This window comes from Neobacillus citreus (assembly GCF_018343545.2).
GTDB lineage: Bacteria > Bacillota > Bacilli > Bacillales > Cytobacillaceae > Neobacillus > Neobacillus citreus.
In genome coordinates this window covers 9,327-31,237 of record NZ_JAGYPE020000067.1, presented here as the reverse complement: position 1 = coordinate 31,237, position 21,911 = coordinate 9,327, and the positions used below count along the sequence as shown (strand labels likewise).

Annotated in this window: 22 protein-coding genes, 1 pseudogene and 2 other annotated features; all 23 genes and pseudogenes read left to right on the top strand. The window is 43.2% G+C overall.

Going from position 1 to position 21,911, the window contains the following annotated elements:
• The first annotated feature begins 38 nt into the window (after window positions 1-38).
• Entirely contained in the window at window positions 39-1,121 is a 1,083-nt protein-coding gene (locus KHB02_RS25100; protein WP_213148295.1) for a protein-arginine kinase McsB, read from the top strand.
• A gap of 4 nt (window positions 1,122-1,125) precedes the next feature.
• Window positions 1,126-3,567 carry an ATP-dependent protease ATP-binding subunit ClpC gene (gene clpC / locus KHB02_RS25095; RefSeq protein WP_213148294.1) on the top strand — a complete coding sequence of 814 codons (2,442 nt, stop codon included), beginning with the start codon at window positions 1,126-1,128 and terminating at the stop codon, window positions 3,565-3,567.
• A 108-nt stretch (window positions 3,568-3,675) separates the two neighbouring features.
• Window positions 3,676-5,058: a DNA repair protein RadA gene (radA, locus tag KHB02_RS25090; RefSeq protein WP_213148293.1), complete on the top strand. Its 1,383-nt coding sequence runs from the start codon at window positions 3,676-3,678 to the stop codon at window positions 5,056-5,058.
• Between the two features lie 3 nt (window positions 5,059-5,061).
• Window positions 5,062-6,135, top strand: coding sequence for a DNA integrity scanning diadenylate cyclase DisA (gene disA, locus KHB02_RS25085; RefSeq protein ID WP_213148292.1), 1,074 nt, complete (start codon window positions 5,062-5,064; stop codon window positions 6,133-6,135).
• Between the two features lie 194 nt (window positions 6,136-6,329).
• Window positions 6,330-7,418, top strand: coding sequence for a PIN/TRAM domain-containing protein (locus KHB02_RS25080; protein ID WP_213148291.1), 1,089 nt, complete (start codon window positions 6,330-6,332; stop codon window positions 7,416-7,418).
• Window positions 7,419-7,588: 170 nt separating this feature from the next.
• A complete protein-coding gene (gene ispD, locus KHB02_RS25075; protein ID WP_213148290.1) occupies window positions 7,589-8,278 on the top strand; it encodes a 2-C-methyl-D-erythritol 4-phosphate cytidylyltransferase in 690 nt (229 codons plus the stop codon).
• A gap of 3 nt (window positions 8,279-8,281) precedes the next feature.
• Window positions 8,282-8,764, top strand: a complete 483-nt coding sequence (ispF, locus tag KHB02_RS25070; RefSeq protein ID WP_213148289.1) for a 2-C-methyl-D-erythritol 2,4-cyclodiphosphate synthase — start codon at window positions 8,282-8,284, stop codon at window positions 8,762-8,764.
• Between the two features lie 73 nt (window positions 8,765-8,837).
• Window positions 8,838-10,298 carry a glutamate--tRNA ligase gene (gltX, locus tag KHB02_RS25065; protein WP_213148302.1) on the top strand — a complete coding sequence of 487 codons (1,461 nt, stop codon included), beginning with the start codon at window positions 8,838-8,840 and terminating at the stop codon, window positions 10,296-10,298.
• A 43-nt stretch (window positions 10,299-10,341) separates the two neighbouring features.
• Window positions 10,342-10,603 (top strand) — a binding site (T-box leader).
• Window positions 10,604-10,664: 61 nt separating this feature from the next.
• Entirely contained in the window at window positions 10,665-11,333 is a 669-nt protein-coding gene (gene cysE / locus KHB02_RS25060) for a serine O-acetyltransferase (RefSeq protein ID WP_213148288.1), read from the top strand.
• Window positions 11,314-12,711 carry a cysteine--tRNA ligase gene (gene cysS, locus KHB02_RS25055; protein WP_213148287.1) on the top strand — a complete coding sequence of 466 codons (1,398 nt, stop codon included), beginning with the start codon at window positions 11,314-11,316 and terminating at the stop codon, window positions 12,709-12,711. Before cysE ends, cysS begins: the two co-directional genes overlap by 20 nt.
• A 5-nt stretch (window positions 12,712-12,716) precedes the next feature.
• Window positions 12,717-13,142: a Mini-ribonuclease 3 gene (locus KHB02_RS25050; protein WP_213148286.1), complete on the top strand. Its 426-nt coding sequence runs from the start codon at window positions 12,717-12,719 to the stop codon at window positions 13,140-13,142.
• Entirely contained in the window at window positions 13,139-13,888 is a 750-nt protein-coding gene (gene rlmB / locus KHB02_RS25045; protein ID WP_213148285.1) for a 23S rRNA (guanosine(2251)-2'-O)-methyltransferase RlmB, read from the top strand. The genes KHB02_RS25050 and rlmB overlap by 4 nt, the downstream gene beginning before the upstream one ends.
• Window positions 13,889-13,891: 3 nt before the next feature.
• Complete coding sequence (locus tag KHB02_RS25040) at window positions 13,892-14,401, top strand: NYN domain-containing protein (RefSeq protein ID WP_213148284.1); 510 nt, start codon at window positions 13,892-13,894, stop codon at window positions 14,399-14,401.
• Window positions 14,402-14,472: 71 nt separating this feature from the next.
• Complete coding sequence (sigH, locus tag KHB02_RS25035) at window positions 14,473-15,123, top strand: RNA polymerase sporulation sigma factor SigH (RefSeq protein WP_213121098.1); 651 nt, start codon at window positions 14,473-14,475, stop codon at window positions 15,121-15,123.
• Window positions 15,124-15,236: 113 nt separating this feature from the next.
• The gene (gene rpmG / locus KHB02_RS25030; RefSeq protein WP_213148283.1) at window positions 15,237-15,383 is read left to right on the top strand and encodes a 50S ribosomal protein L33; all 147 of its coding nucleotides are present in this window, start codon (window positions 15,237-15,239) and stop codon (window positions 15,381-15,383) included.
• A gap of 48 nt (window positions 15,384-15,431) precedes the next feature.
• Entirely contained in the window at window positions 15,432-15,614 is a 183-nt protein-coding gene (gene secE, locus KHB02_RS25025; RefSeq protein ID WP_213121096.1) for a preprotein translocase subunit SecE, read from the top strand.
• Window positions 15,615-15,788: 174 nt separating this feature from the next.
• Window positions 15,789-16,322 (top strand): transcription termination/antitermination protein NusG, encoded by a 534-nt coding sequence (gene nusG, locus KHB02_RS25020; protein WP_213148282.1) that lies wholly within the window; start codon window positions 15,789-15,791, stop codon window positions 16,320-16,322.
• Between the two features lie 405 nt (window positions 16,323-16,727).
• Complete coding sequence (gene rplK / locus KHB02_RS25015; RefSeq protein WP_042453928.1) at window positions 16,728-17,153, top strand: 50S ribosomal protein L11; 426 nt, start codon at window positions 16,728-16,730, stop codon at window positions 17,151-17,153.
• Between the two features lie 114 nt (window positions 17,154-17,267).
• A complete protein-coding gene (gene rplA / locus KHB02_RS25010) occupies window positions 17,268-17,966 on the top strand; it encodes a 50S ribosomal protein L1 (RefSeq protein ID WP_213148281.1) in 699 nt (232 codons plus the stop codon).
• Between the two features lie 62 nt (window positions 17,967-18,028).
• Window positions 18,029-18,173 (top strand) — a sequence feature (ribosomal protein L10 leader region).
• Window positions 18,174-18,206: 33 nt separating this feature from the next.
• Window positions 18,207-18,707, top strand: a complete 501-nt coding sequence (rplJ, locus tag KHB02_RS25005) for a 50S ribosomal protein L10 (protein WP_213148280.1) — start codon at window positions 18,207-18,209, stop codon at window positions 18,705-18,707.
• Between the two features lie 55 nt (window positions 18,708-18,762).
• A complete protein-coding gene (gene rplL, locus KHB02_RS25000; RefSeq protein WP_213148279.1) occupies window positions 18,763-19,125 on the top strand; it encodes a 50S ribosomal protein L7/L12 in 363 nt (120 codons plus the stop codon).
• A 109-nt stretch (window positions 19,126-19,234) separates the two neighbouring features.
• On the top strand, window positions 19,235-19,843 hold the full coding sequence (locus KHB02_RS24995; protein ID WP_213148278.1) for a class I SAM-dependent methyltransferase: 609 nt from the start codon (window positions 19,235-19,237) through the stop codon (window positions 19,841-19,843).
• 245 nt (window positions 19,844-20,088) lie between these two features.
• Window positions 20,089-21,911: pseudogene (locus KHB02_RS24990) on the top strand (DNA-directed RNA polymerase subunit beta); the annotation flags it as partial.

The window sequence follows — 21,911 nt, the reverse complement described above, 5'->3', positions numbered from 1 at the left end:
AAAAAATTAGCGGCTGGTCATGAGGGAGGGGAATAACGGTGTCGCTCGAACGTTTTTTAAATCAAGCGGTCAGCTCCTGGATGAGCGAGGAAGGGCCTGAATCCGATATTGTCCTCAGCTCGAGAATTCGCTTGGCGCGAAACTTGGAAGCATATAAATTCCCAACTCTTTTTTCACATGAGGAAGCCAAACAGGTTATTAATGAGCTGGAGGGCATTTTGGAAACTTCCAGCCTCCGAAACTTTGGGCATTTGGAATTGCTGAAAATAGATGAGATGCAGCCGCTGCAAAAGAGGGTCTTGGTTGAAAAACATCTAATCAGCCCGCAATTGGCAGAGGATTCACCATATGGTGCCGTTTTATTATCCGAAAATGAAGAAGTTAGTATAATGATTAATGAAGAGGATCATATACGGATTCAATGCCTGTTTCCTGGGCTGCAGCTAAAAGAAGCATTAGATGCTGCCAACGAAATTGACGATTGGCTTGAAGGTCACCTCCAGTATGCTTTTGATGAAAAATACGGCTATTTAACAAGCTGTCCAACAAATGTCGGCACCGGCCTTCGGGCATCGGTGATGATGCATTTGCCGGGTTTAATTTTAACACAGCAGATTAACCGGATTATTCCAGCCATCAATCAATTAGGGTTTGTGGTTCGGGGAATTTACGGTGAAGGAAGTGAAGCACTCGGCAATATTTTTCAAATTTCCAATCAAATTACCCTTGGAAAATCTGAAGAAGACATGTGCCGCGATTTAATGGGGGTTGTCAGCCAGTTAATTTCACAAGAAAGGTCGGCACGTGAAGCATTACGCAAAACTTCGAACATACAATTAGAAGACAGGGTGTTCAGGTCCCTAGGGGTCTTAACCAACAGCCGGATTATTGAAACGAAGGAAGCTGCAAAGTGTTTATCGGATGTTCGTCTTGGAATAGATATGGGATATATAAATTATGTATCAAAGAACATCTTAAATGAATTGATGATTTTAACGCAGCCTGGTTTTCTTCAGCAATATGCTGGAGGACCATTAAGACCGCATGAAAGAGACATAAGGCGGGCGGCATTAATTCGGGAACGTTTTATAATGGAATCTAAAAATATTGGTGAGGAGTGATAGTATGATGTTCGGCCGTTTTACTGAAAGAGCACAAAAGGTTCTAGCTTTAGCACAGGAAGAAGCAATTCGTCTTGGGCATAACAACATTGGAACTGAGCATATTTTATTGGGATTAATCCGCGAAGGTGAAGGGATTGCAGCAAAAGCTCTTTATGGACTTGGATTAGGCTCAGATAAGATTCAAAAAGAAGTGGAAAATTTAATTGGCAAAGGGCAGGAAGCCTCACAGATTATTCACTACACTCCGAGAGCCAAAAAGGTAATTGAACTTTCAATGGATGAAGCCCGCAAACTAGGACATTCCTATGTCGGGACAGAGCATATTCTGCTTGGACTGATCCGTGAGGGAGAAGGGGTGGCAGCCCGCGTCCTTAATAATCTTGGGGTAAGCTTGAATAAAGCGCGCCAGCAGGTATTGCAATTATTAGGCAGCAATGAGAGCGGCGGGCATCAGGGCGGAGCATCCGCCAGTGCCAATACGCCTACACTCGACAGTCTGGCAAGAGATTTAACAGCCATCGCAAGGGAAGGCAGTCTTGACCCAGTGATTGGCCGCAGCAAGGAAATTCAGCGTGTAATCGAGGTGCTGAGCCGCCGGACTAAAAACAACCCGGTATTGATTGGCGAGCCTGGGGTTGGTAAAACAGCTATTGCGGAAGGCCTTGCCCAGCAGATTGTCAATAATGAGGTGCCAGAGATCCTTCGCGATAAGCGTGTCATGACACTTGATATGGGAACAGTAGTTGCGGGAACCAAGTATCGCGGCGAGTTCGAAGACCGTCTGAAAAAAGTAATGGATGAAATCCGCCAAGCCGGAAATATCATCCTGTTCATTGATGAATTGCACACATTAATCGGTGCTGGCGGGGCGGAAGGTGCCATTGATGCTTCCAATATTTTAAAACCATCGCTTGCCCGTGGCGAGCTGCAATGTATCGGGGCGACAACCCTTGATGAATACCGCAAATATATCGAAAAGGATGCTGCCTTAGAGCGCCGCTTCCAGCCGATTCGGGTGGATGAGCCGACTGCGGATGAATCCGTTCAAATTTTAGAAGGGCTGCGTGACCGCTATGAAGCCCACCATCGTGTATCCATTACCGATGAGGCGATTGAAGCAGCGGTAAAGCTTTCCGACCGTTATATCTCAGATCGCTTCCTGCCTGATAAAGCGATTGATTTAATCGACGAAGCAGGGTCTAAGGTTCGTCTCCGTTCCTATACCACTCCGCCAAACCTAAAGGAGCTGGAAGTGAAGCTTGAGGATGTGCGGAAGGAAAAGGATGCAGCCGTACAAAGCCAAGAATTCGAAAAGGCGGCATCATTAAGGGATTCAGAGCAGCGCCTGCGTGAGCAGCTTGAAGAAACGAAGAAAAGCTGGAAGGAAAAGCAGGGCAAAGAGAATAATCAAGTAACAGTTGAGGATATTGCCAGCGTTGTAGCCAGCTGGACTGGAATTCCGGTCTCTAAACTTGCAGAAACAGAAACTGCAAGACTGCTTAACTTAGAAGAAATCTTGCATTCCCGCGTGATTGGCCAAGAAGAGGCAGTTTTGGCTGTATCCAAAGCGGTCCGCCGTGCGAGAGCAGGATTAAAAGATCCAAAGCGGCCGATTGGCTCCTTTATCTTCCTAGGCCCAACCGGGGTCGGGAAAACAGAATTAGCCCGTGCCCTTGCTGAAGCAATGTTTGGCGATGAGGATGCGATGATCCGGATCGATATGTCGGAATATATGGAGAAGCATTCGACATCCCGCCTTGTCGGTTCCCCTCCAGGCTATGTAGGATATGAGGAAGGCGGACAATTAACCGAGAAAGTCCGCAGAAAGCCATATTCAGTTGTCCTTTTGGATGAAATTGAAAAGGCGCACCCAGATGTGTTTAATATCCTGCTTCAGGTATTAGAAGATGGCCGCTTAACCGACTCGAAGGGAAGAACAGTTGATTTCCGCAATACAGTTCTGATTATGACATCTAACGTTGGTGCGGAAGCCCTGAAGCGGAATAAGTATGTCGGCTTTAATATCCAGGATTCTGCCCAGGACTACAAAGACATGAAGGGCAAAGTCATGGAAGAGCTGAAGAAAGCATTCCGTCCTGAATTCCTGAACCGGATTGATGAAATAATCGTCTTCCATGCACTTGAGAAAAAGCATTTGGAGGAAATTGTCACATTACTATCTGATCAGTTAATTAAGCGATTAAAGGAACAAAAAATAGATATCGAACTAACACCGGCGGCAAAAGGGAAAATTTCCGAAGAAGGCTATGACCCTGAATATGGGGCAAGACCGCTTAAACGGGCCATTCAAAAACATATTGAAGACCGCCTGTCGGAAGAGCTGCTAAAAGGGAATTTATTGACCGGCCAGCTTGCTGTTATTGACGTCGAGAATGGTGAATTTGTTGTCAGATCAGCTGAGCAAACGAGCTTGGCAAAATAATTTTGTAAGATGAAACCAATCAAGGGAGGTACACGTAAATAATGTAAAATCGTGTACCTCTTTTTCCATGTAAGGGAACGTCTTTTCGCACAGAGAGGAAGAGCAAGAATGGTAAAGCGAAAAACAAAATTCATGTGTCAGGACTGCGGATATGAGTCACCAAAATGGATGGGAAAATGCCCAGGGTGCGGCGGCTGGAATCGTATGGTCGAAGAAGTAGAGGTTACCGGGGCGCAAAGACGGGGAGCATTTGCCCATTCCCAGGGTGGTTCAGGCATTCTTTCTAAACCGGTTCCGATTACTTCGATTGAAACGGTCAGCGAGCCGAGAATCCATACTGACTTAAAGGAATTGAACCGTGTTCTTGGCGGCGGAGTTGTTAAGGGGTCATTGGTGTTAATTGGCGGCGATCCGGGCATCGGAAAATCAACGCTCCTTCTGCAAGTATCTTCACAGCTAGCAAAAAAGGATCATCAAGTATTGTACATATCCGGTGAAGAATCCTTACGGCAAACCAAGCTTCGGGCGGAACGGTTGAACATCGCCTCGCCAAATTTAATGGTATATGCGGAGACAAACCTTGAGGAAATTAACAGGACCATTGAAAGCACAAATCCAAGCTTTGTCATTATCGATTCCATCCAAACGGTTTACCACCCGGAGGTTACCTCAGCACCCGGAAGTGTTTCTCAGGTTCGCGAATGTACGGCTGAATTAATGAGAATAGGCAAAACGAAAGGGATTGCCATCTTTATTGTCGGGCATGTTACAAAAGAAGGGTCGATTGCCGGTCCTAGGCTGCTCGAACATATGGTGGATACGGTCCTTTATTTTGAGGGTGAAAGACACCATACCTATCGAATTTTACGTGCTGTAAAAAACCGCTTTGGATCCACAAATGAAATGGGAATTTTTGAAATGAAGGAATTTGGCCTTGAAGAGGTCGAAAATCCATCGGAAATATTTTTGGAGGAGCGCTCCAGAGGTGCGGCAGGATCGACTGTTGTCGCTTCGATGGAAGGGACCCGCCCTGTTCTTGTGGAAATCCAAGCACTTATTTCGCCCACCAGCTTTGGGAACCCGAGAAGGATGGCAACAGGGATTGACCACAACCGGGTACCGCTCTTAATGGCTGTTCTAGAGAAGCGGGTCGGAATGCTCCTCGCCAATCAAGATGCCTATTTAAAGGTAGCCGGCGGAGTAAAATTGGATGAACCAGCCATTGATTTGGCGATTGCCGTAAGCATTGCTTCGAGTTTTAGGGACAAACCAACACGGCCGACAGATTGTATTATTGGGGAGGTCGGCTTAACGGGAGAAGTAAGACGGGTTTCAAGAATCGAGCAGCGTGTTCAGGAGGCTGCCAAAATGGGATTTGAGCGGGTTATCCTGCCGGCTAATAATCTTAGTGGCTGGAATGGGCCAATAGGTGTAGAACTCATCGGTGTTTCGTCAGTCAGCGAGGCGCTGAAGGCGGCTTTGGGAGGGTAGCGGATGGACAATAAAAGGTCAGGGGAACTATCCATTCATGATGTAGTACAGTTAATTGCACCGGGTACCCCTATTCGAGAAGGGCTTGATAATGTTTTACGGGCCAATACCGGAGGCTTGATTGTGATTGGCTATAACGAAAAAGTAAAAGCGATAGTCGACGGGGGATTTGAAATTAATTGTTCCTTTTCACCAAGCTTTTTATATGAATTGGCGAAAATGGACGGGGCAATCATCTTAAATGAAACCGGAAATAAAATTTTGATTGCTAACGCCCAGCTTGCCCCGGATACTGATATCGCCTCTACGGAAACGGGGATGCGGCACAGAACAGCCGAACGGGTCGCCAAGCAGACAAAAGCGCTTGTGATTGCAATTTCCCAAAGAAGAAATGTTATTACTTTGTATCAGGGGAATTTTCGTTATGCCCTCAAGGACATAGCTGTCATTTTAACAAAGGCGAATCAGGCCATTCAAACACTGGAAAAATATAAATCCGTCCTGGAGCAAAGCATTACCAATTTAAGTATTTTAGAATTTGAGGATTCTGTTACGTATAATGATTTTCTGCTTGTCCTCCACCGCTTCGAAATGGTCTTAAAGATTAAAAATGAACTGCTGGGGTTCCTGTATGAACTGGGGACTGAAGGCAGGCTGATTCGGCTGCAGATGAATGAAATATTGACAGAACTGGAAGAAGAAATGATGCTGATTATGAAGGACTATGCGTTTGATAGAGAGGTAAAACCAAACGAAGTCCTGCAGCGGATGCAGACAATGACGGCGAGCGGGACCATAGACGACATGGTTTTGTTAAGGCTATTGGGGTACCTCGGCTATGTTCACCTCGATGAATACCGAAATCCGTGCGGATACCGGATTCTTAATAAAATCCCCAGGCTTCCTGGTGTCATCATCGAAAATCTTATCAATAACTTTGGAAATCTGACAAATATTCTGACTGCAACAGTTGAAGACCTTGATGACGTCGAGGGAATAGGGGAAATACGTGCGAATAAAATCAAAGAGGGCTTCAAATTAATTAAAGAGCGATTATATACGGATCGTCATCTATAAAACTATTGAAAAAATCTAAAAGGCTATGTTAAAATAAATGTTTTTCATTTATTTGACACTCCCATTTTTCGATGCTACCCTAGATTTTAACGTAACAAATTTGTTTCAAAATCAACACAATTTGGAAAAATAATCTTACTTGCAACGTTTCAATTTTCCTAATGTGTTTATAATGAAAAAGAGGAGGTGAAGGAATGTTAAAACGAATTGTGCAGGCGTGCTTTCTCATTACTGGGGGAACGCTTGGAATTTTGTTTTTGCCGCAATTACTTGTTCTACTTCATCTAAATGATAGCCAACTTATCAATAATTCCTATGTCACTGCTATTTTAGGTGCTATTATTTTTTATCTTATAACCTTTTGGGCAGTAGATTACGTTATTAATTTTATTAAATGGGCGGAAGATTCATTAGTAAAGATTCCTGTTACAGATGTTTTATTTGGAAGTATTGGCCTAATATTTGGCCTGTTGGTTGCCTTCTTGATCGGCTTTGCCCTAAATGCCGTACAAGTACCAATCTTAAATGAAGTGGCCCCGATTCTATTGACCTTGTTATTTGGGTATTTAGGATTCCAGGTGGGATTTAAAAAACGCGATGAACTTCTCGGTTTGTTTGGCCGAGGCAGCGGCAAGAAAAAGACCGCTGAAGAGGAAACAGATAAGGCGGAGTTTAAATCTTTAAAAATATTGGATACAAGCGTCATTATTGATGGACGCGTAGCTGATATTTGCCAAACGGGATTCTTGGATGGGACGATTGTTATTCCCCAATTTGTGCTTGAGGAATTGCAGCATATTGCGGACTCTTCTGACGTGTTGAAACGCAATCGCGGCAGACGAGGATTAGATATCTTAAATAGAATCCAAAAGGAGCTGGCTGTAAAAGTAGAGATTTACGAGGGAGATTTTGAAGAAATTCAGGAAGTCGACTCGAAGCTCGTTAAGCTGGCGAAAATAACGAACGGAATTCTTGTGACGAATGATTTTAACTTAAATAAGGTTTGTGAATTCCAAAATGTCTCCGTTTTGAATATCAATGATCTGGCAAATGCTGTGAAGCCTGTCGTTCTTCCAGGTGAGGAATTAACTGTTCAAGTAATCAAGGATGGTAAGGAATATCATCAAGGTGTTGCCTATTTGGATGACGGGACGATGATTGTCGTGGAAGAAGGAAGAGAATATATCGGCAAACGAATTGATGTTCTCGTAACGAGCGTCCTGCAGACATCTGCCGGTAGAATGATTTTTGCCAAACCGAAACTTTTAGAAAAAGCATTATAGACAGAAAAGCGGAAGCGCACGTTTAGCGACGTATGGCCTGGAGCGACTCGACTGAGATAAAGGAAACACGAAGAGCGTAAGCGATTCGATGTTGACTTATCGTAGGGAGAAGAGCGAAGGACACTAGTCGCTGTGCGCTGGAGCTGGACAAGTAGAATAGGGGTTATTTTATGACTTACAAAGTCATTCTCCCTGCCGCCGGTTCCGGAAAACGAATGGGGGCGGGGAAAAACAAGCTTTTGCTAGAACTTGAGGGTGTGCCAATCCTCATTCATACACTTAAAGTTTTTGCGGATGATGAGGATTGCGAGGCCATTATTTTAGCGGTAAATCCGCAGGATGAAAAGGAATTCACGGATTTAATCAATAAACATCATATCAAAAAGTCCGTCAGTATGGTTCCGGGCGGTTCTGAACGCCAGCACAGCATTTATAATGCGTTAAAAACCATCAAGACCGATGGGATAATTCTTGTTCATGATGCTGCCAGACCGTTTATCAAAAAAGAGCATATCCTCCGTTTAACGGGAGTAACAGAGGAGAATGGTGCTGCCATTATTGGCGTGCCTGCAAAAGATACGATGAAAAAAGTCATGGGCGGTACTGTAACAGAGACTGTGGAACGTTCGAGCTTGTGGGCAGTGCATACCCCGCAGGCTTTTCGCATTTCCCTCCTCCATCAGGCTTATGAAAAAGCAGAAAGAGACAGCTTTCTCGGCACTGATGATGCCAGTTTGGTAGAAAGATTGGGACATCCAGTGGCGATGGTGGAAGGCGATTATGATAATATCAAAATTACAACACCAGAGGATTTATTTTTTGCAGAAGCGATTTTAAAAAAGAGACTTAAAGGAGTTTGAATTATGTTTCGAATTGGCCAGGGCTTTGATGTTCATCAATTAACCGAGGGACGCCCTCTGATTATTGGTGGTATCACGATTCCATATGAAAAAGGGCTGTTGGGGCATTCCGATGCCGACGTATTATTACATACCGTTTCCGATGCCTGTTTAGGGGCAATTGGCGAAGGCGATATCGGAAGGCATTTTCCTGATACCGACCCAAACTTTAAGGACGCTGATTCGGCTAAGCTGATGGAGCGTGTCTGGGGAATCGTGAAAGAAAAAGGATATGAGCTTGTTAATGCTGATTGTACAATCATTGCCCAAAAACCAAAGATGGCTCCCTACATTGGCGAGATGCAGGCGCGGATTGCCGAGCTTCTCGAGGCATCTCCGGAGCAGGTTAATGTGAAAGCAACCACAACTGAAAAGCTCGGGTTTCCTGGCAGAGGCGAAGGGATTGCGGCCCAGGCAGTTGTTTTGTTAAAAAAGGTTGGGGTTTAGACTTTATTGAGGTTCTGCCAAGTGATAAAATATATCGGTATGAGAACCAAATGGAAAAAGTGGAGGCATTATGATGTCAAATGAGATTAGAGTAAGGTACGCTCCAAGTCCAACCGGACATTTACATATCGGGAATGCCCGTACGGCACTGTTTAATTATTTATTTGCCCGCAATAAAGGCGGAAAGTTTATTATCCGGATTGAGGATACCGATAAGAAACGTAATATTGAAGGCGGCGAGCAAAGCCAATTAAAATATTTAAAATGGCTTGGAATGGACTGGGATGAAAGTGTCGATGTCGGTGGTGAATACGGTCCGTACCGCCAATCGGAAAGAAATGATATTTATGCAACCTACTATAAGCAGCTCTTAGAGAATGGAAAGGCTTATAAATGCTACTGTACCGAAGAAGAATTGGAGAAAGAACGGGAAGAGCAAATTGCCCGTGGTGAAACCGCCCATTACTCCGGAAAGTGCCGGCACTTAACTCCGGAAGACCGCGACCGTTTGGAGGCAGAAGGCCGCAAGCCAAGCATCCGTATTCTTGTTCCTGAAGGAAAGACGTATACCTTTGATGACATGGTTAAAGGAACTGTATCCTTTGAATCAGATACGATTGGCGGAGACTGGGTAATGGTTAAGAAGGATGGCACGCCAACCTATAACTTTGCGGTTGCTATCGATGACCGTCTCATGGAAATCTCGCATGTTCTGCGCGGCGATGACCATATCTCCAATACGCCAAAGCAACTGGTGGTATACGAAGCATTAGGCTGGGAGCCGCCAATTTTCGGACATATGACGTTGATTGTCAATGAAAGCCGGAAGAAATTGAGCAAGCGGGACGAGTCCATCATTCAATTTATCGAGCAATACGAGGAATTAGGTTATCTGCCAGAAGCATTATTTAACTTTATTGCCTTGCTCGGCTGGTCTCCTGCAGGGGAAGAGGAGATTTTCGCGCAAGAAGAATTTATTCAAATCTTTGATGCGCAGCGACTGTCCAAATCACCGGCATTATTTGATAAACAAAAGCTTGCTTGGATGAACAATCAATATATGAAAAAAGTAGAGCTAGAGCGGGTAGTGGAACTTTCCCTGCCGCATTTAATCAAGGCCGGACGTGTTAGCGAGAACCTGTCAGAGGAAGAACAACAATGGGTCCGCACTTTGGTTTCTCTCCTTCAGGAAAAAATGAGCTTTGGCGCGGAAATCGTCGAGCTTTCGGATATGTTCTTTAAGGACGAGGCAGACTATGAAGAAGAAGCGAAGGAAGTACTGGGCGGAGAACAAGTTCCAGAGGTGTTAAAGGCTTTCTCACAGGAGCTTGATCAGCTTGAAAGCTTCCAGGCAGAAGGCATCCAGGCCGCGATGAAGGCTGTCCAAAAATCAACAGGGCAAAAGGGGAAAAACTTGTTTATGCCGATTCGGGCTGCTGTGACGGGGCAAACCCATGGACCAGACCTGCCAAAATCGATTGAACTTTTAGGCCGCGAGAAAGTTCAAAATAGAATTAAGCAAATTATTAGTTAACATTCAAGAAAAAATGTAATATAGTATAAGTATTATAAAACGAGCTAAAGCTTTGATGAGGAAAAGTAGAAAAATGATGCTTGAAAGAGAGAACCATCACCGGCTGAAAGTGGTTTAAGCCGCTCATTTTTTGAAAATGCACCTCGGAGCCCCACTTCGAAACAGATTGCCTCTGGAGTAGATTTGGGCGGAACCTTTCCGTTAACAGGTAGAGTGAGGCCATATTAATGCGCACACAGTTTTTGTGTCTGTATTCATTGTGACCTAATCAGAGTGGAACCACGTTAAAATCAAGCGTCTCTGTCTTTACGACAGAGGCGTTTTTTATTTTATAAAAAGGGGTATAAAACAAAGGGGGGAGTATCAATGTTCAAAACATTGAAGGAGGATATTGATGTAATATTTGACCAGGATCCGGCAGCAAGAAGCTATTTGGAAGTAATTCTAACTTATTCAGGTCTGCATGCCATTTGGGCGCACCGTTTGGCGCATGGGTTCTATAAGAGAAAATTGTTTTTCATTGCTCGAGTTATTTCACAAGTAAGCCGCTTTTTCACAGGAATTGAAATTCATCCAGGGGCAAAAATAGGCAGAAGATTTTTTATCGACCATGGAATGGGCGTTGTTGTGGGGGAAACCTGTGAAATTGGCGATAATGTTACGATTTATCAAGGGGTCACACTAGGCGGTACAGGGAAAGAAAAAGGAAAGCGTCATCCGACTATTAAGGATAATGTACTCATCTCCACTGGTGCCAAGGTTTTAGGCTCGATAACAATCGGCGAAAATTCCAAAATCGGCGGCGGATCGGTAGTTTTAAAGGAAGTTCCGCCGAACTCCACGGTCGTGGGAATTCCGGGAAGAGTCGTCATGAAGGACGGCATTCGAGTTGGGAAAGATTTAAACCATTCCGATTTGCCAGACCCGGTTGCGGATCGCTTTAAAGATTTGCAAATGGAACTGGATCAAATGAAAAAGGAACTGGCAGAATTAAAAGAGGAAAGGACAAAAGTTAATGGCCATTCAACTGTATAATACACTTACCCGCAAGAAAGAGACCTTTGTACCGCTTGAAGAAGGCAAGGTCAAAATGTATGTTTGCGGGCCAACTGTCTATAATTATATCCATATCGGAAATGCGCGCCCGGCAATTGTATTTGATACGGTCCGCCGTTATTTAGAATACCGAGGTTTCGACGTCAAATATGTATCCAACTTTACGGATGTCGATGATAAATTGATCCGCGCTGCCAATCAGCTCGGAGAAGATGTTCCAACGATTGCGAATCGGTTTATCGAGGCCTATTTTGAAGATGTTTTGGCACTAGGCTGCAAAAAGGCAGATGTCCATCCGCGTGTCATGGAAAACATGGACATCATTATCGATTTTATCAGCCAATTAATTGAGAAGGGCTACGCCTATGAGTCTGAGGGGGATGTTTATTACCGGACGCGCCACTTTGAGGAGTACGGCAAGCTTTCCCACCAGCCAATTGATGAACTGCAGGCTGGAGCTAGAATTGAAGTAGGCGAGAAAAAAGAAGATAACCTGGACTTTGCTTTATGGAAAGCAGCCAAGGAAGGGGAAATTTTCTGGGAGAGCCCGTGGGGTCCGGGAAGACCGGGCTGGCATATCGAATGCTCGGCGATGGCGAAAAAATATCTTGGTGAGACCATCGATATCCACGCTGGCGGACAGGATTTAACCTTCCCGCACCATGAAAATGAAATTGCCCAATCCGAGGCGTTAAGCGGAAAAACCTTTTCCCGCTATTGGATGCATAATGGCTATATTAATATTGATAATGAAAAAATGTCAAAGTCCCTTGGCAACTTTGTGCTGGTCCATGACATTATTAAGCAAATAAACCCGCAGGTGTTACGATTCTTTATGCTGTCCGTTCACTACCGCAATCCAATCAATTACAGTCAGGAGTTATTGGAGAGCACAACGGCAGCCCTTGACAGGTTAACCACCTCCTACCAAAATTTAAAGCATCGCCGGGAGGCAAGCGCAAATTTGCCGGATAATAATCAAGAATGGCTTGATAAAATCAGCAGACATCGTGATGAATTTATCGAAGCGATGGACGATGATTTTAATACAGCCAAGGCGATTTCAGTTTTATTTGAGCTTTCGAAACTGGCAAATTATTATCTCATGGAAAAAAATACAGCAGCAGAAGTCATCGATGCGTTTACATCACAATTCGAAGAGCTGTTTGCTGTTCTTGGCCTGACCTTTGAACAAGAAGAGTTACTGGATGAAGAAATTGATACCCTAATTGAACAGCGGATTCAGGCCAGAAAGGACCGTAACTTCCAATTGGCTGACCAAATTCGTGACCAGTTAAAGGAAATGAACATCATTTTAGAGGATACCCCACAAGGTACAAGGTGGAAAAGAGGCTAATTTAAATGCTTGATTACGATAAAACAGTCGATGCCAGCCAATTGAATAGTCTCGCACTTGCTTACATGGGTGACGCTGTCTATGAAACATATGTAAGGCGTCACCTCTTGTTTAGCGGGCGGGTCCGGCCCAATCAGCTGCACAGAGAAGGGACGAGGTATGTTTCTGCAAAAGCGCAATGCCAGGTTCTTTTTCAAATGATGGATGAAGGGCTATTGCTAGAGGAGGAGATGGCGGTTGTTATGCGCGGCAGAAATGCGAAATCAGGAACTGTCCCGAAAAATACCGATGTTCAAACCTACCGATACAGCACAGCCTTTGAAGCGTTAATCGGCTATTTATATTTAATGGGAAGGAAGGACCGCCTAGAAGAACTCGTCCGCCAGTCGTTTTTCTATGTGGAAAATAAGAAAGGAGGAACGTCAACATGAATCAGGAACAGGAATACATCGTGGGTAAAAATCCGGTGATTGAGGCGCTAAAATCAAAACGGGATATCAATAAAATTTTAATTGCAGAAGGGTCACAGCGCGGGCAAATGCAGCAGATTACCCAATTGGCCAAAGAAGGAAATGTCCTCGTGCAATTAGTACCAAAGAAAAAAATCGACCAGATTACTGACCAGAACCATCAAGGTGTCCTTGCCTATGTCGCAGCCTATCAGTATGCCGAATTGGATGATTTGTTTGCGGCGGCGGAAAAGAACAACGAGCCTCCTTTCTTTTTACTGCTGGATGAGATTGAGGATCCTCATAACCTCGGCTCGATCATGAGAACTGCAGATGCAGTCGGAGCGCACGGGATCATCATTCCAAAGCGAAGGGCAGTTGGCTTAACGGCAACGGTCGCCAAAGCTTCGACAGGAGCCATTGAATATATACCGGTTGTCCGGGTAACAAACATGGCGCGTACTATAGATGATCTGAAGGAGCGGGGAGTCTGGATTGCCGGGACAGATGCGAAGGGAAAACAGGATTACCGGCAAATGGACGGAACGCTTCCGCTTGGCCTTGTGATTGGCAGCGAAGGAAAAGGAATGGGGAGGTTAATCCGTGATAAATGTGATTTTCTCATTCATCTGCCAATGGCGGGTCATGTTACATCCTTAAATGCTTCTGTTGCGGCGGCACTGCTGATGTATGAGGTATACCGGAAACGGCACACCCTAGAGGGATAGTATATGGATATCCTGCTAGTCGATGGCTATAACATTATCGGGGCGTGGCCGGAGCTTAAAGCATTAAAAGACCGGGACCTTCCGGCAGCAAGGGACCGATTGGTGGAAAAGATGGCCGAATATCAGGCCTTTTCCGGCTTTCGGGTAATCGTTGTCTTTGATGCTCATTATGTAAAAGGAACGGAAAAAAAGTATGAAAATCACAAGGTTGAAGTCATTTTTACGAAGGAAAATGAATCAGCGGATGAACGGATTGAAAAAATGGCGATCAGCCTGAGTAATCGAAGAACACAGGTTCACGTGGCCACTTCTGATTTTACAGAGCAATGGCAAATTTTTGGACAGGGTGCTTTAAGAAAATCAGCCCGTGAATTAGAAATAGAAATGTCCTCCATTGAAAAAGGAATTGAGAAAAAGGTAAAAAAAATTCAAGAGAAAAAACCTTTCTACAAAATACCGATTAGCGAAGAAATGGCAGAAATTTTTGAAAAATGGCGCCGTGGACAGAAGTGAGCTATCGACTTCAAAAATTTTCTAATGTATAATAATACTATCTATGCTTGTTCGGTGGAGGGGATCTTAAGTTGAGTGCGGACTTCGGGACAAATGTTAACGAGCAGTTTTTCGTAATGGAAGACGAGGAAATTGTCGATTTGGTTCACCAAGGCGACAGCGAAGCTTTGGATTTTTTAATCCATAAGTATCGAAATTTTGTACGTGCGAAAGCAAGATCCTATTTTTTAATTGGCGCGGATAAGGAAGATATTGTTCAAGAAGGAATGATTGGTCTGTATAAGGCGATCCGCGATTTTAGGGAGGACAAGCTGACCTCCTTCAAAGCATTCGCTGAATTGTGCATCACAAGGCAAATCATCACAGCCATCAAAACGGCAACGAGGCAGAAGCATATTCCGTTAAATTCCTATGTTTCATTGGACAAGCCTATTTACGATGAAGAATCAGACCGGACGTTGATGGATGTATTATCGGGTGCAAAGGTTCTCGACCCGGAAGAGCTAATCATTAACCAGGAAGAGTTTGACCATATAGAAGTAAAAATGACGGAATTGTTAAGTGATTTAGAACGAAAGGTATTGGCCCTGTACTTGGATGGGCAATCGTACCAGGAAATTTCTGAAGAACTTAACCGTCATGTGAAATCGATTGATAATGCCTTGCAGCGTGTAAAAAGAAAGCTAGAGCGGTACCTGGAGTTTCGCGAGTTTTCCCTGTAAGTTTTATATGCGCTCACAGATTTATGTCAGTTCACCGAATCTCCTGTCGAATGTTATTGACAATAAATAGGGGTCATGATACATTTTTAGGGATATAAAGAGGGTGCCTAAGGATGAGTAAAAAAAGAGTTCTTGCCTGCACAATCTGCGGTTCAAGAAATTATTCCACCGTCAGCAAGGATACACAAACAGAGAGATTGGAATTAAATAAATATTGTAAAACCTGTGGTGTGCATACTGTTCATCGTGAAACAAAATAAAAGATTAACATTCTAGCATTGCTATTTACGATAGTTGGGGGTTACTAAATGTCTCGCATAAAGAATTTCTTCAGTGACGTAGTTCGTGAAATGAGAAAAGTCAGCTGGCCAAAACGCGGAGAACTGACTCGCTCTACTGTAACTGTTATAACAACTGTTGCCTTTTTTGCCGTTTTCTTTGCTGTTTTAGATTTGGGAATTTCAAAATTGATTCGGTTAATTCTTGAATAATAACTTGTACTTCATGGTATAATGGAAAACACAAGGAATTTTTAGCAAAAAACCCGTCATTAGCGGGTTTTTTAATTTGTTCAGAAAAGCGGAAGCGCCTAGGCGCTGAAGCTAGACAGTCAAAAAAATAGTTGAATTTAAATTAGGGAGGGACGGACGCACAAGTCCTCTTAAATGGAAAAGAATTGGTATGTTGTTCATACTTACTCAGGTTATGAGAATAAGGTAAAGGCTAATTTAGAAAAACGTGTGGAATCCATGGGCATGTCAGATAAAATCTTTCGTGTCGTAGTTCCGGAAGAAGAAGAAACAGAAATTAAAAACGGTAAGAAAAAGGTTGTCAAACGTAAGGTGTTCCCTGGATATGTGTTGGTTGAGCTTGTGATGACCGACGATTCTTGGTATGTCGTACGGAATACACCAGGTGTAACAGGGTTCGTTGGTTCTGCTGGATCAGGTTCAAAGCCGACTCCGCTGCTTCCGGAAGAAGTGACCGGTTTGCTGAAACGTATGGGCGTAGAAGAAAAGCGTATTGACGTTAACTACGAAATCGGCGAAACCGTCAAAGTTAAAGAAGGCCCATTTGCCAACTTCACAGGAGTCGTAGAAGAAATGGACAAGGACAAAGCCAAGCTTAAAGTACTAGTCAACATGTTCGGCCGCGACACCCCAGTAGAACTTGAATTCACACAAATTGATAAGCTTTAATTAATATTGATTGTTAGCAAAGTTGATGACATAGTTTTGCTAACCTGTTGATTGGAGCGGAAGGGGCGAGACTCCTGCGGGAGTACGGGGCAGGGGAGACCCCACAGGCGCTAAAGGCGCCGAGGAGGCTCCCCGAACCGCCCGCGGAAAGCGAGCCCCTGGAGCGCAAATCAACAGCCCTTTTTAGAGGGTAAATTGGCCAATTTTAAAGAAATATTATCTGATATTGTAAAAAAACTTGAAATCAGTTTTAAAAAATGATAATATTTCATAGGTCAGTATGTCTAAGGAAAACTCCTTGGACAAGACTTTTGTCAAGCTCTTTGTATTCATATAAAGACTTCAGATGAGTGGGAGGGTTAATACCCTATTAACCACATCACGGACTTTAAGGAGGTGTGTCTCGTGGCTAAAAAAGTAATTAAAGTTGTTAAATTACAAATCCCTGCTGGTAAAGCAAATCCTGCGCCGCCAGTTGGTCCTGCACTAGGTCAAGCCGGTGTTAACATCATGGGATTCTGTAAGGAATTTAACGCTCGTACAGCAGATCAAGCTGGATTGATTATTCCTGTTGAAATCACGGTGTTTGAAGACCGTTCATTTACATTTATTACGAAAACTCCTCCTGCTGCCGTTCTTTTGAAAGTAGCAGCTGGAATCCAGTCTGGTTCAGGCCAGCCTAACCGTAATAAAGTAGCAACAGTAAAGCGTGATAAAGTACGCGAGATTGCGGAACAAAAAATGCCTGACCTAAACGCAGCTAGCGTTGAAGCAGCAATGCGCATGGTTGAAGGTACTGCACGCAGCATGGGTATCGTTATCGAAGACTAATCCATGTAAGTAACTGTTATGTTGTAATGAAGGGGTTGCGCAGTTTTAAAATACTCGCAACCTTTTTCGTGGGAGTTATACGACGTTAAAACCACAATTTAGGAGGAAGTAAAAATGGCTAAAAAAGGTAAGAAGTACCTAGAAGCTGCTAAGCTTGTAGATCGCTCAAAAGCTTACCCAATTGCAGAAGCAATTGAACTTGCTAAGCAAACAAATATTGCGAAATTCGACGCAACTCTTGAAGTTGCTTTCCGCTTAGGTGTTGACCCTAAGAAAGCTGACCAGCAAATTCGTGGAGCAGTTGTGCTTCCAAACGGAACTGGTAAAACTCAACGCGTATTAGTATTCGCGAAGGGTGAAAAAGTGAAAGAAGCAGAAGCAGCTGGCGCTGATTATGTTGGCGATGCAGAATACATCAACAAAATCCAACAAGGTTGGTTCGAGTTCGATGTAATCGTAGCAACACCTGACATGATGGGTGAAGTTGGTAAATTAGGTCGTACTTTAGGGCCTAAAGGCTTAATGCCAAACCCTAAAACAGGCACAGTTACATTTGATGTAACAAAAGCAATCAATGAAATTAAAGCAGGTAAAGTTGAATATCGTGTTGACAAAGCTGGAAATATCCACGTGCCTATCGGTAAATCTTCTTTCGATAACGAAAAGCTTGTTGAGAACTTCACTACTGTGTTCGAAACAATGTTAAAAGTAAAGCCATCTGCTGCTAAAGGTACTTACATGAAGAACGTAACTGTTACTTCAACAATGGGACCTGGAATCAAGGTAGATCCTTCTACTGTTGCAGCAAGATAAGGTAACTAATTTTTCCAATTGACAATCGAAATTAGATTTTATATAATCAATTTTGTTGTTTAATATAACAAACATTTGTACCGTAGACAGCAGGGGCTTATATGCTTAATAATCCTGCCGAGGTTATGCGATAAATTAAGCTATCTTTTTAGCTGATTATGCTGCCTCTATGTCTAAATTATGATATAGAGGCATTTTACTGACCGGTATAAATGTAGACATTCTACAGGAGGTGTTAAGATGAGCAGTGCAATCGAAGCTAAAAAACAGGTTGTCGAAGAAATTGCTGGAAAACTAAAAGCTAGCGTATCAACAATTGTTGTTGACTACCGTGGCCTTACAGTTGGTCAAGTGACTGAACTTCGTAAACAACTTCGCGAAGCTGGCGTTGAGTTCAAGGTTTATAAAAACTCTATGACTCGCCGTGCGGCTGAAGAAGCAGGTCTTGCTGGCTTAAACGATGCATTAACAGGTCCTAACGCAATCGCGTTCAGTACTGAAGATGTAGTAGCACCAGCGAAAATCTTAAACGATTTTGCTAAAAAGAACGAAGCGTTAGAATTAAAAGCGGGTGTTATCGAAGGTAACGTCGCAACTGTTGAAGAGGTTAAAGCTCTTGCTGAACTTCCTTCACGCGAAGGCTTGCTTTCTATGTTACTCAGCGTGCTTCAAGCACCAATCCGCAACCTTGCTCTTGCAACAAAAGCAGTTGCAGATCAAAAAGAAGAACAAGGCGCGTAAGTTAAAACTTATCGCTTAACCAATAACGGAATGAAAATTAAGGAGGAAAATTAAAATGACTAAAGAACAAATCATTGAAGCAGTTAAATCTATGACTGTTTTAGAACTTAACGATCTTGTAAAAGCAATCGAAGAAGAATTCGGCGTAACTGCTGCTGCTCCTGTAGCAATGGTTGGCGGCGCAGGTGCTGCTGCTGTTGAAGAGCAAACTGAGTTTGATGTAATCCTAGCTTCTGCTGGCGATCAAAAAATCAAAGTTATCAAAGTTGTTCGTGAAATCACTGGTCTTGGACTTAAAGAAGCAAAAGACCTTGTTGACAACACTCCAAAGCCTGTTAAAGAAGGCGTTGCTAAAGAAGAAGCTGAAGCAATCAAAGCTAAGCTTGATGAAGTTGGAGCTAACGTTGAAGTTAAGTAATCTTAACACTATAAAGAAGTCCGCTGCATAAGCGGGCTTTTTTTGGCTATCTTAAAAAGGTCCTGGTGCCTCATTATCTTCTATCCTATATCCTCGGGAGGTGAGTCGTTTGACTGAACACTACTATTCTCGTTCCCAAAAGGTTGAAAGTGACCCGAAATATTGGGACTTCACCTTAAGAAACCATCAATTTCGGTTTAAAACGGATAACGGAGTTTTTTCAAAAAGAGAGGTAGATTTTGGTTCACGTCTATTAATTGAATCTTATACGATTCCGGAAATAAACGGTCCTATTCTCGATGTTGGCTGCGGATATGGCCCCATTGGTTTATCTATTGCAAAGGCCAACCCAGACCGGATCATTCATATGGTAGATGTGAATGAACGGGCTCTTGAATTGGCGAGGGAAAATGCCGTTCTCAACAAAATTGAGAATGTAAAAATCTATGAAAGTGACCGGCTGCTTAGTGTAAAGGAGGATTCCTTTTCCGCTATTTTAACTAATCCCCCCATTCGTGCCGGAAAAAAGACTGTTCATGATATTTTTGAACAAGCTTATGAGCGTCTTGCTGCCCGCGGCGAATTATGGGTAGTCATTCAAAAGAAGCAGGGTGCTCCCTCGGCGATGGAGAAAATGAAAGAACTGTTTTCTAATGCTGAAGTAATTAACAAATCAAAAGGATATTTCATCATAAAGGCTAAAAAACAGTTGACTTGATAGTGTCGTTGTGATAGCATTATAAAATGCCATCATAATATTTACCGAATTATTCCTATAAATACATTTTGTCTGTATAAAATAGGGATAAAAAGGAAATGATGACAAAATAATAGTCAAAATGTGAAAATGTGGTTTTTGGGAAAAAACCCTTTTTCTTTTTGTCTTTTGGATAGGGCTTTAAAGCACTGCTCAAAAGATGTGCATAGATTTTTAAATTACGCTTGATTTGAGGGGTGAATCAGTTGACAGGTCAACTAGTTCAGTATGGACGCCACCGGAAGCGGAGGAGTTACGCACGAATCAGTGAAGTTTTAGAGTTACCAAACCTTATTGAAATCCAAACCTCTTCTTATCAGTGGTTTCTTGATGAGGGATTGCGTGAAATGTTCCAGGATATTTCACCGATTGAAGATTTTACAGGTAACTTATCACTGGAATTTATTGATTACAGTCTTGGCGATCCAAAGTATTCTGTAGAAGAATCAAAAGAACGGGACGTTACATATTCTGCTCCATTGCGTGTCAAAGTACGTCTTGTAAACAAAGAAACAGGCGAAGTAAAGGATCAAGATGTATTCATGGGTGACTTTCCGTTAATGACGGAAACTGGCACGTTTGTTATTAATGGTGCGGAACGTGTTATTGTTTCGCAGCTGGTGCGCTCACCGAGCGTTTATTTCAGCGGAAAAACCGATAAAAACGGAAAAAAGGGCTACACAGCTACTGTCATTCCGAACCGCGGCGCTTGGCTTGAATATGAAACAGATGCCAAGGATGTCGTATATGTCAGAATCGATCGTACTCGGAAACTGCCCGTTACGGTTCTTTTGCGTTCACTTGGTTTCGGCTCTGATCAAGAAATTCTTGAATTGATTGGTGATAATGAATATCTCCGCAACACGCTTGAAAAAGATAATACGGAAGGTATTGATAAAGCGTTACTTGAGATTTACGAACGTCTTCGTCCAGGTGAACCTCCGACTGTTGAAAATGCGAAGAATTTATTGATTTCTCGTTTCTTTGATCCGAAACGATATGACCTGGCTAATGTAGGTCGTTATAAAATTAATAAAAAGCTTCACATTAAAAACCGCCTATTCAATCAGCGCTTAGCGGAAACGCTGGCAGACCCTGAAACAGGTGAAATCATTGCAGAAAAGGGAACTGTTTTGGATAGAAGAAATCTGGACAGAATCCTGCCTGCGCTTGAGAAAAATATTAATTTCAAAAGCTACAACCCTGTTGGCGGTGTAGTGGAAGAAGAAATCATTATGCAGGGCATCAAGATTTACGCTCCTGGCGATGAAAATGAAAAGGTTATTAATGTCTTAGGTAATGCCTATGTGGCAGAACCAATTAAAAATATCACTCCTGCTGATATTATTGCGTCAATCAGCTACTTCTTTGATTTGCTGCACGGAGTAGGCGATACAGATGATATCGACCATTTGGGGAACAGACGTCTTCGTTCAGTTGGTGAGCTTTTGCAAAACCAATTCCGAATTGGATTGTCCCGGATGGAGCGCGTTGTTCGTGAAAGAATGTCCATTCAGGATACAGCAACGATAACGCCGCAGCAGTTAATCAATATTCGTCCAGTTATTGCTTCCATCAAAGAATTCTTCGGAAGTTCACAGTTATCACAGTTCATGGATCAGACAAACCCGCTTGCGGAATTAACCCATAAGCGTCGTTTATCAGCGCTTGGACCAGGTGGTTTAACACGTGAACGTGCCGGTATGGAAGTTCGTGACGTTCACTACTCTCACTATGGCCGGATGTGTCCGATTGAAACACCGGAAGGTCCGAACATTGGCTTGATTAACTCATTATCAAGTTATGCAAAAGTTAATCGCTTTGGATTTATAGAAACACCTTACCGCCGTGTTGATCCTGATACAGGTAATGTGACAGACCGAATCGATTATTTAACCGCCGATGAAGAGGACAATTATGTTGTCGCTCAGGCGAATGCCCGTCTTGGTGATGATGGCTCCTTCCTTGATGAAGATGTTATTGCCCGCTTCCGTGGTGAGAACACGGTTGTTAAACGCGACCGGGTCGA

Coding starts and splice junctions, on each gene's coding strand:
- clpC (WP_213148294.1), top strand. CDS start 1,126: ATGATGTTCGGCCGTTTTACTGAAAGAGCACAAAAGGTTCTAGCTTTA.
- radA (WP_213148293.1), top strand. CDS start 3,676: ATGGTAAAGCGAAAAACAAAATTCATGTGTCAGGACTGCGGATATGAG.
- disA (WP_213148292.1), top strand. CDS start 5,062: ATGGACAATAAAAGGTCAGGGGAACTATCCATTCATGATGTAGTACAG.
- KHB02_RS25080 (WP_213148291.1), top strand. CDS start 6,330: ATGTTAAAACGAATTGTGCAGGCGTGCTTTCTCATTACTGGGGGAACG.
- ispD (WP_213148290.1), top strand. CDS start 7,589: ATGACTTACAAAGTCATTCTCCCTGCCGCCGGTTCCGGAAAACGAATG.
- ispF (WP_213148289.1), top strand. CDS start 8,282: ATGTTTCGAATTGGCCAGGGCTTTGATGTTCATCAATTAACCGAGGGA.
- gltX (WP_213148302.1), top strand. CDS start 8,838: ATGTCAAATGAGATTAGAGTAAGGTACGCTCCAAGTCCAACCGGACAT.
- cysE (WP_213148288.1), top strand. CDS start 10,665: ATGTTCAAAACATTGAAGGAGGATATTGATGTAATATTTGACCAGGAT.
- cysS (WP_213148287.1), top strand. CDS start 11,314: ATGGCCATTCAACTGTATAATACACTTACCCGCAAGAAAGAGACCTTT.
- KHB02_RS25050 (WP_213148286.1), top strand. CDS start 12,717: ATGCTTGATTACGATAAAACAGTCGATGCCAGCCAATTGAATAGTCTC.
- rlmB (WP_213148285.1), top strand. CDS start 13,139: ATGAATCAGGAACAGGAATACATCGTGGGTAAAAATCCGGTGATTGAG.
- KHB02_RS25040 (WP_213148284.1), top strand. CDS start 13,892: ATGGATATCCTGCTAGTCGATGGCTATAACATTATCGGGGCGTGGCCG.
- rpmG (WP_213148283.1), top strand. CDS start 15,237: ATGAGTAAAAAAAGAGTTCTTGCCTGCACAATCTGCGGTTCAAGAAAT.
- secE (WP_213121096.1), top strand. CDS start 15,432: ATGTCTCGCATAAAGAATTTCTTCAGTGACGTAGTTCGTGAAATGAGA.
- nusG (WP_213148282.1), top strand. CDS start 15,789: ATGGAAAAGAATTGGTATGTTGTTCATACTTACTCAGGTTATGAGAAT.
- rplA (WP_213148281.1), top strand. CDS start 17,268: ATGGCTAAAAAAGGTAAGAAGTACCTAGAAGCTGCTAAGCTTGTAGAT.
- rplJ (WP_213148280.1), top strand. CDS start 18,207: ATGAGCAGTGCAATCGAAGCTAAAAAACAGGTTGTCGAAGAAATTGCT.
- rplL (WP_213148279.1), top strand. CDS start 18,763: ATGACTAAAGAACAAATCATTGAAGCAGTTAAATCTATGACTGTTTTA.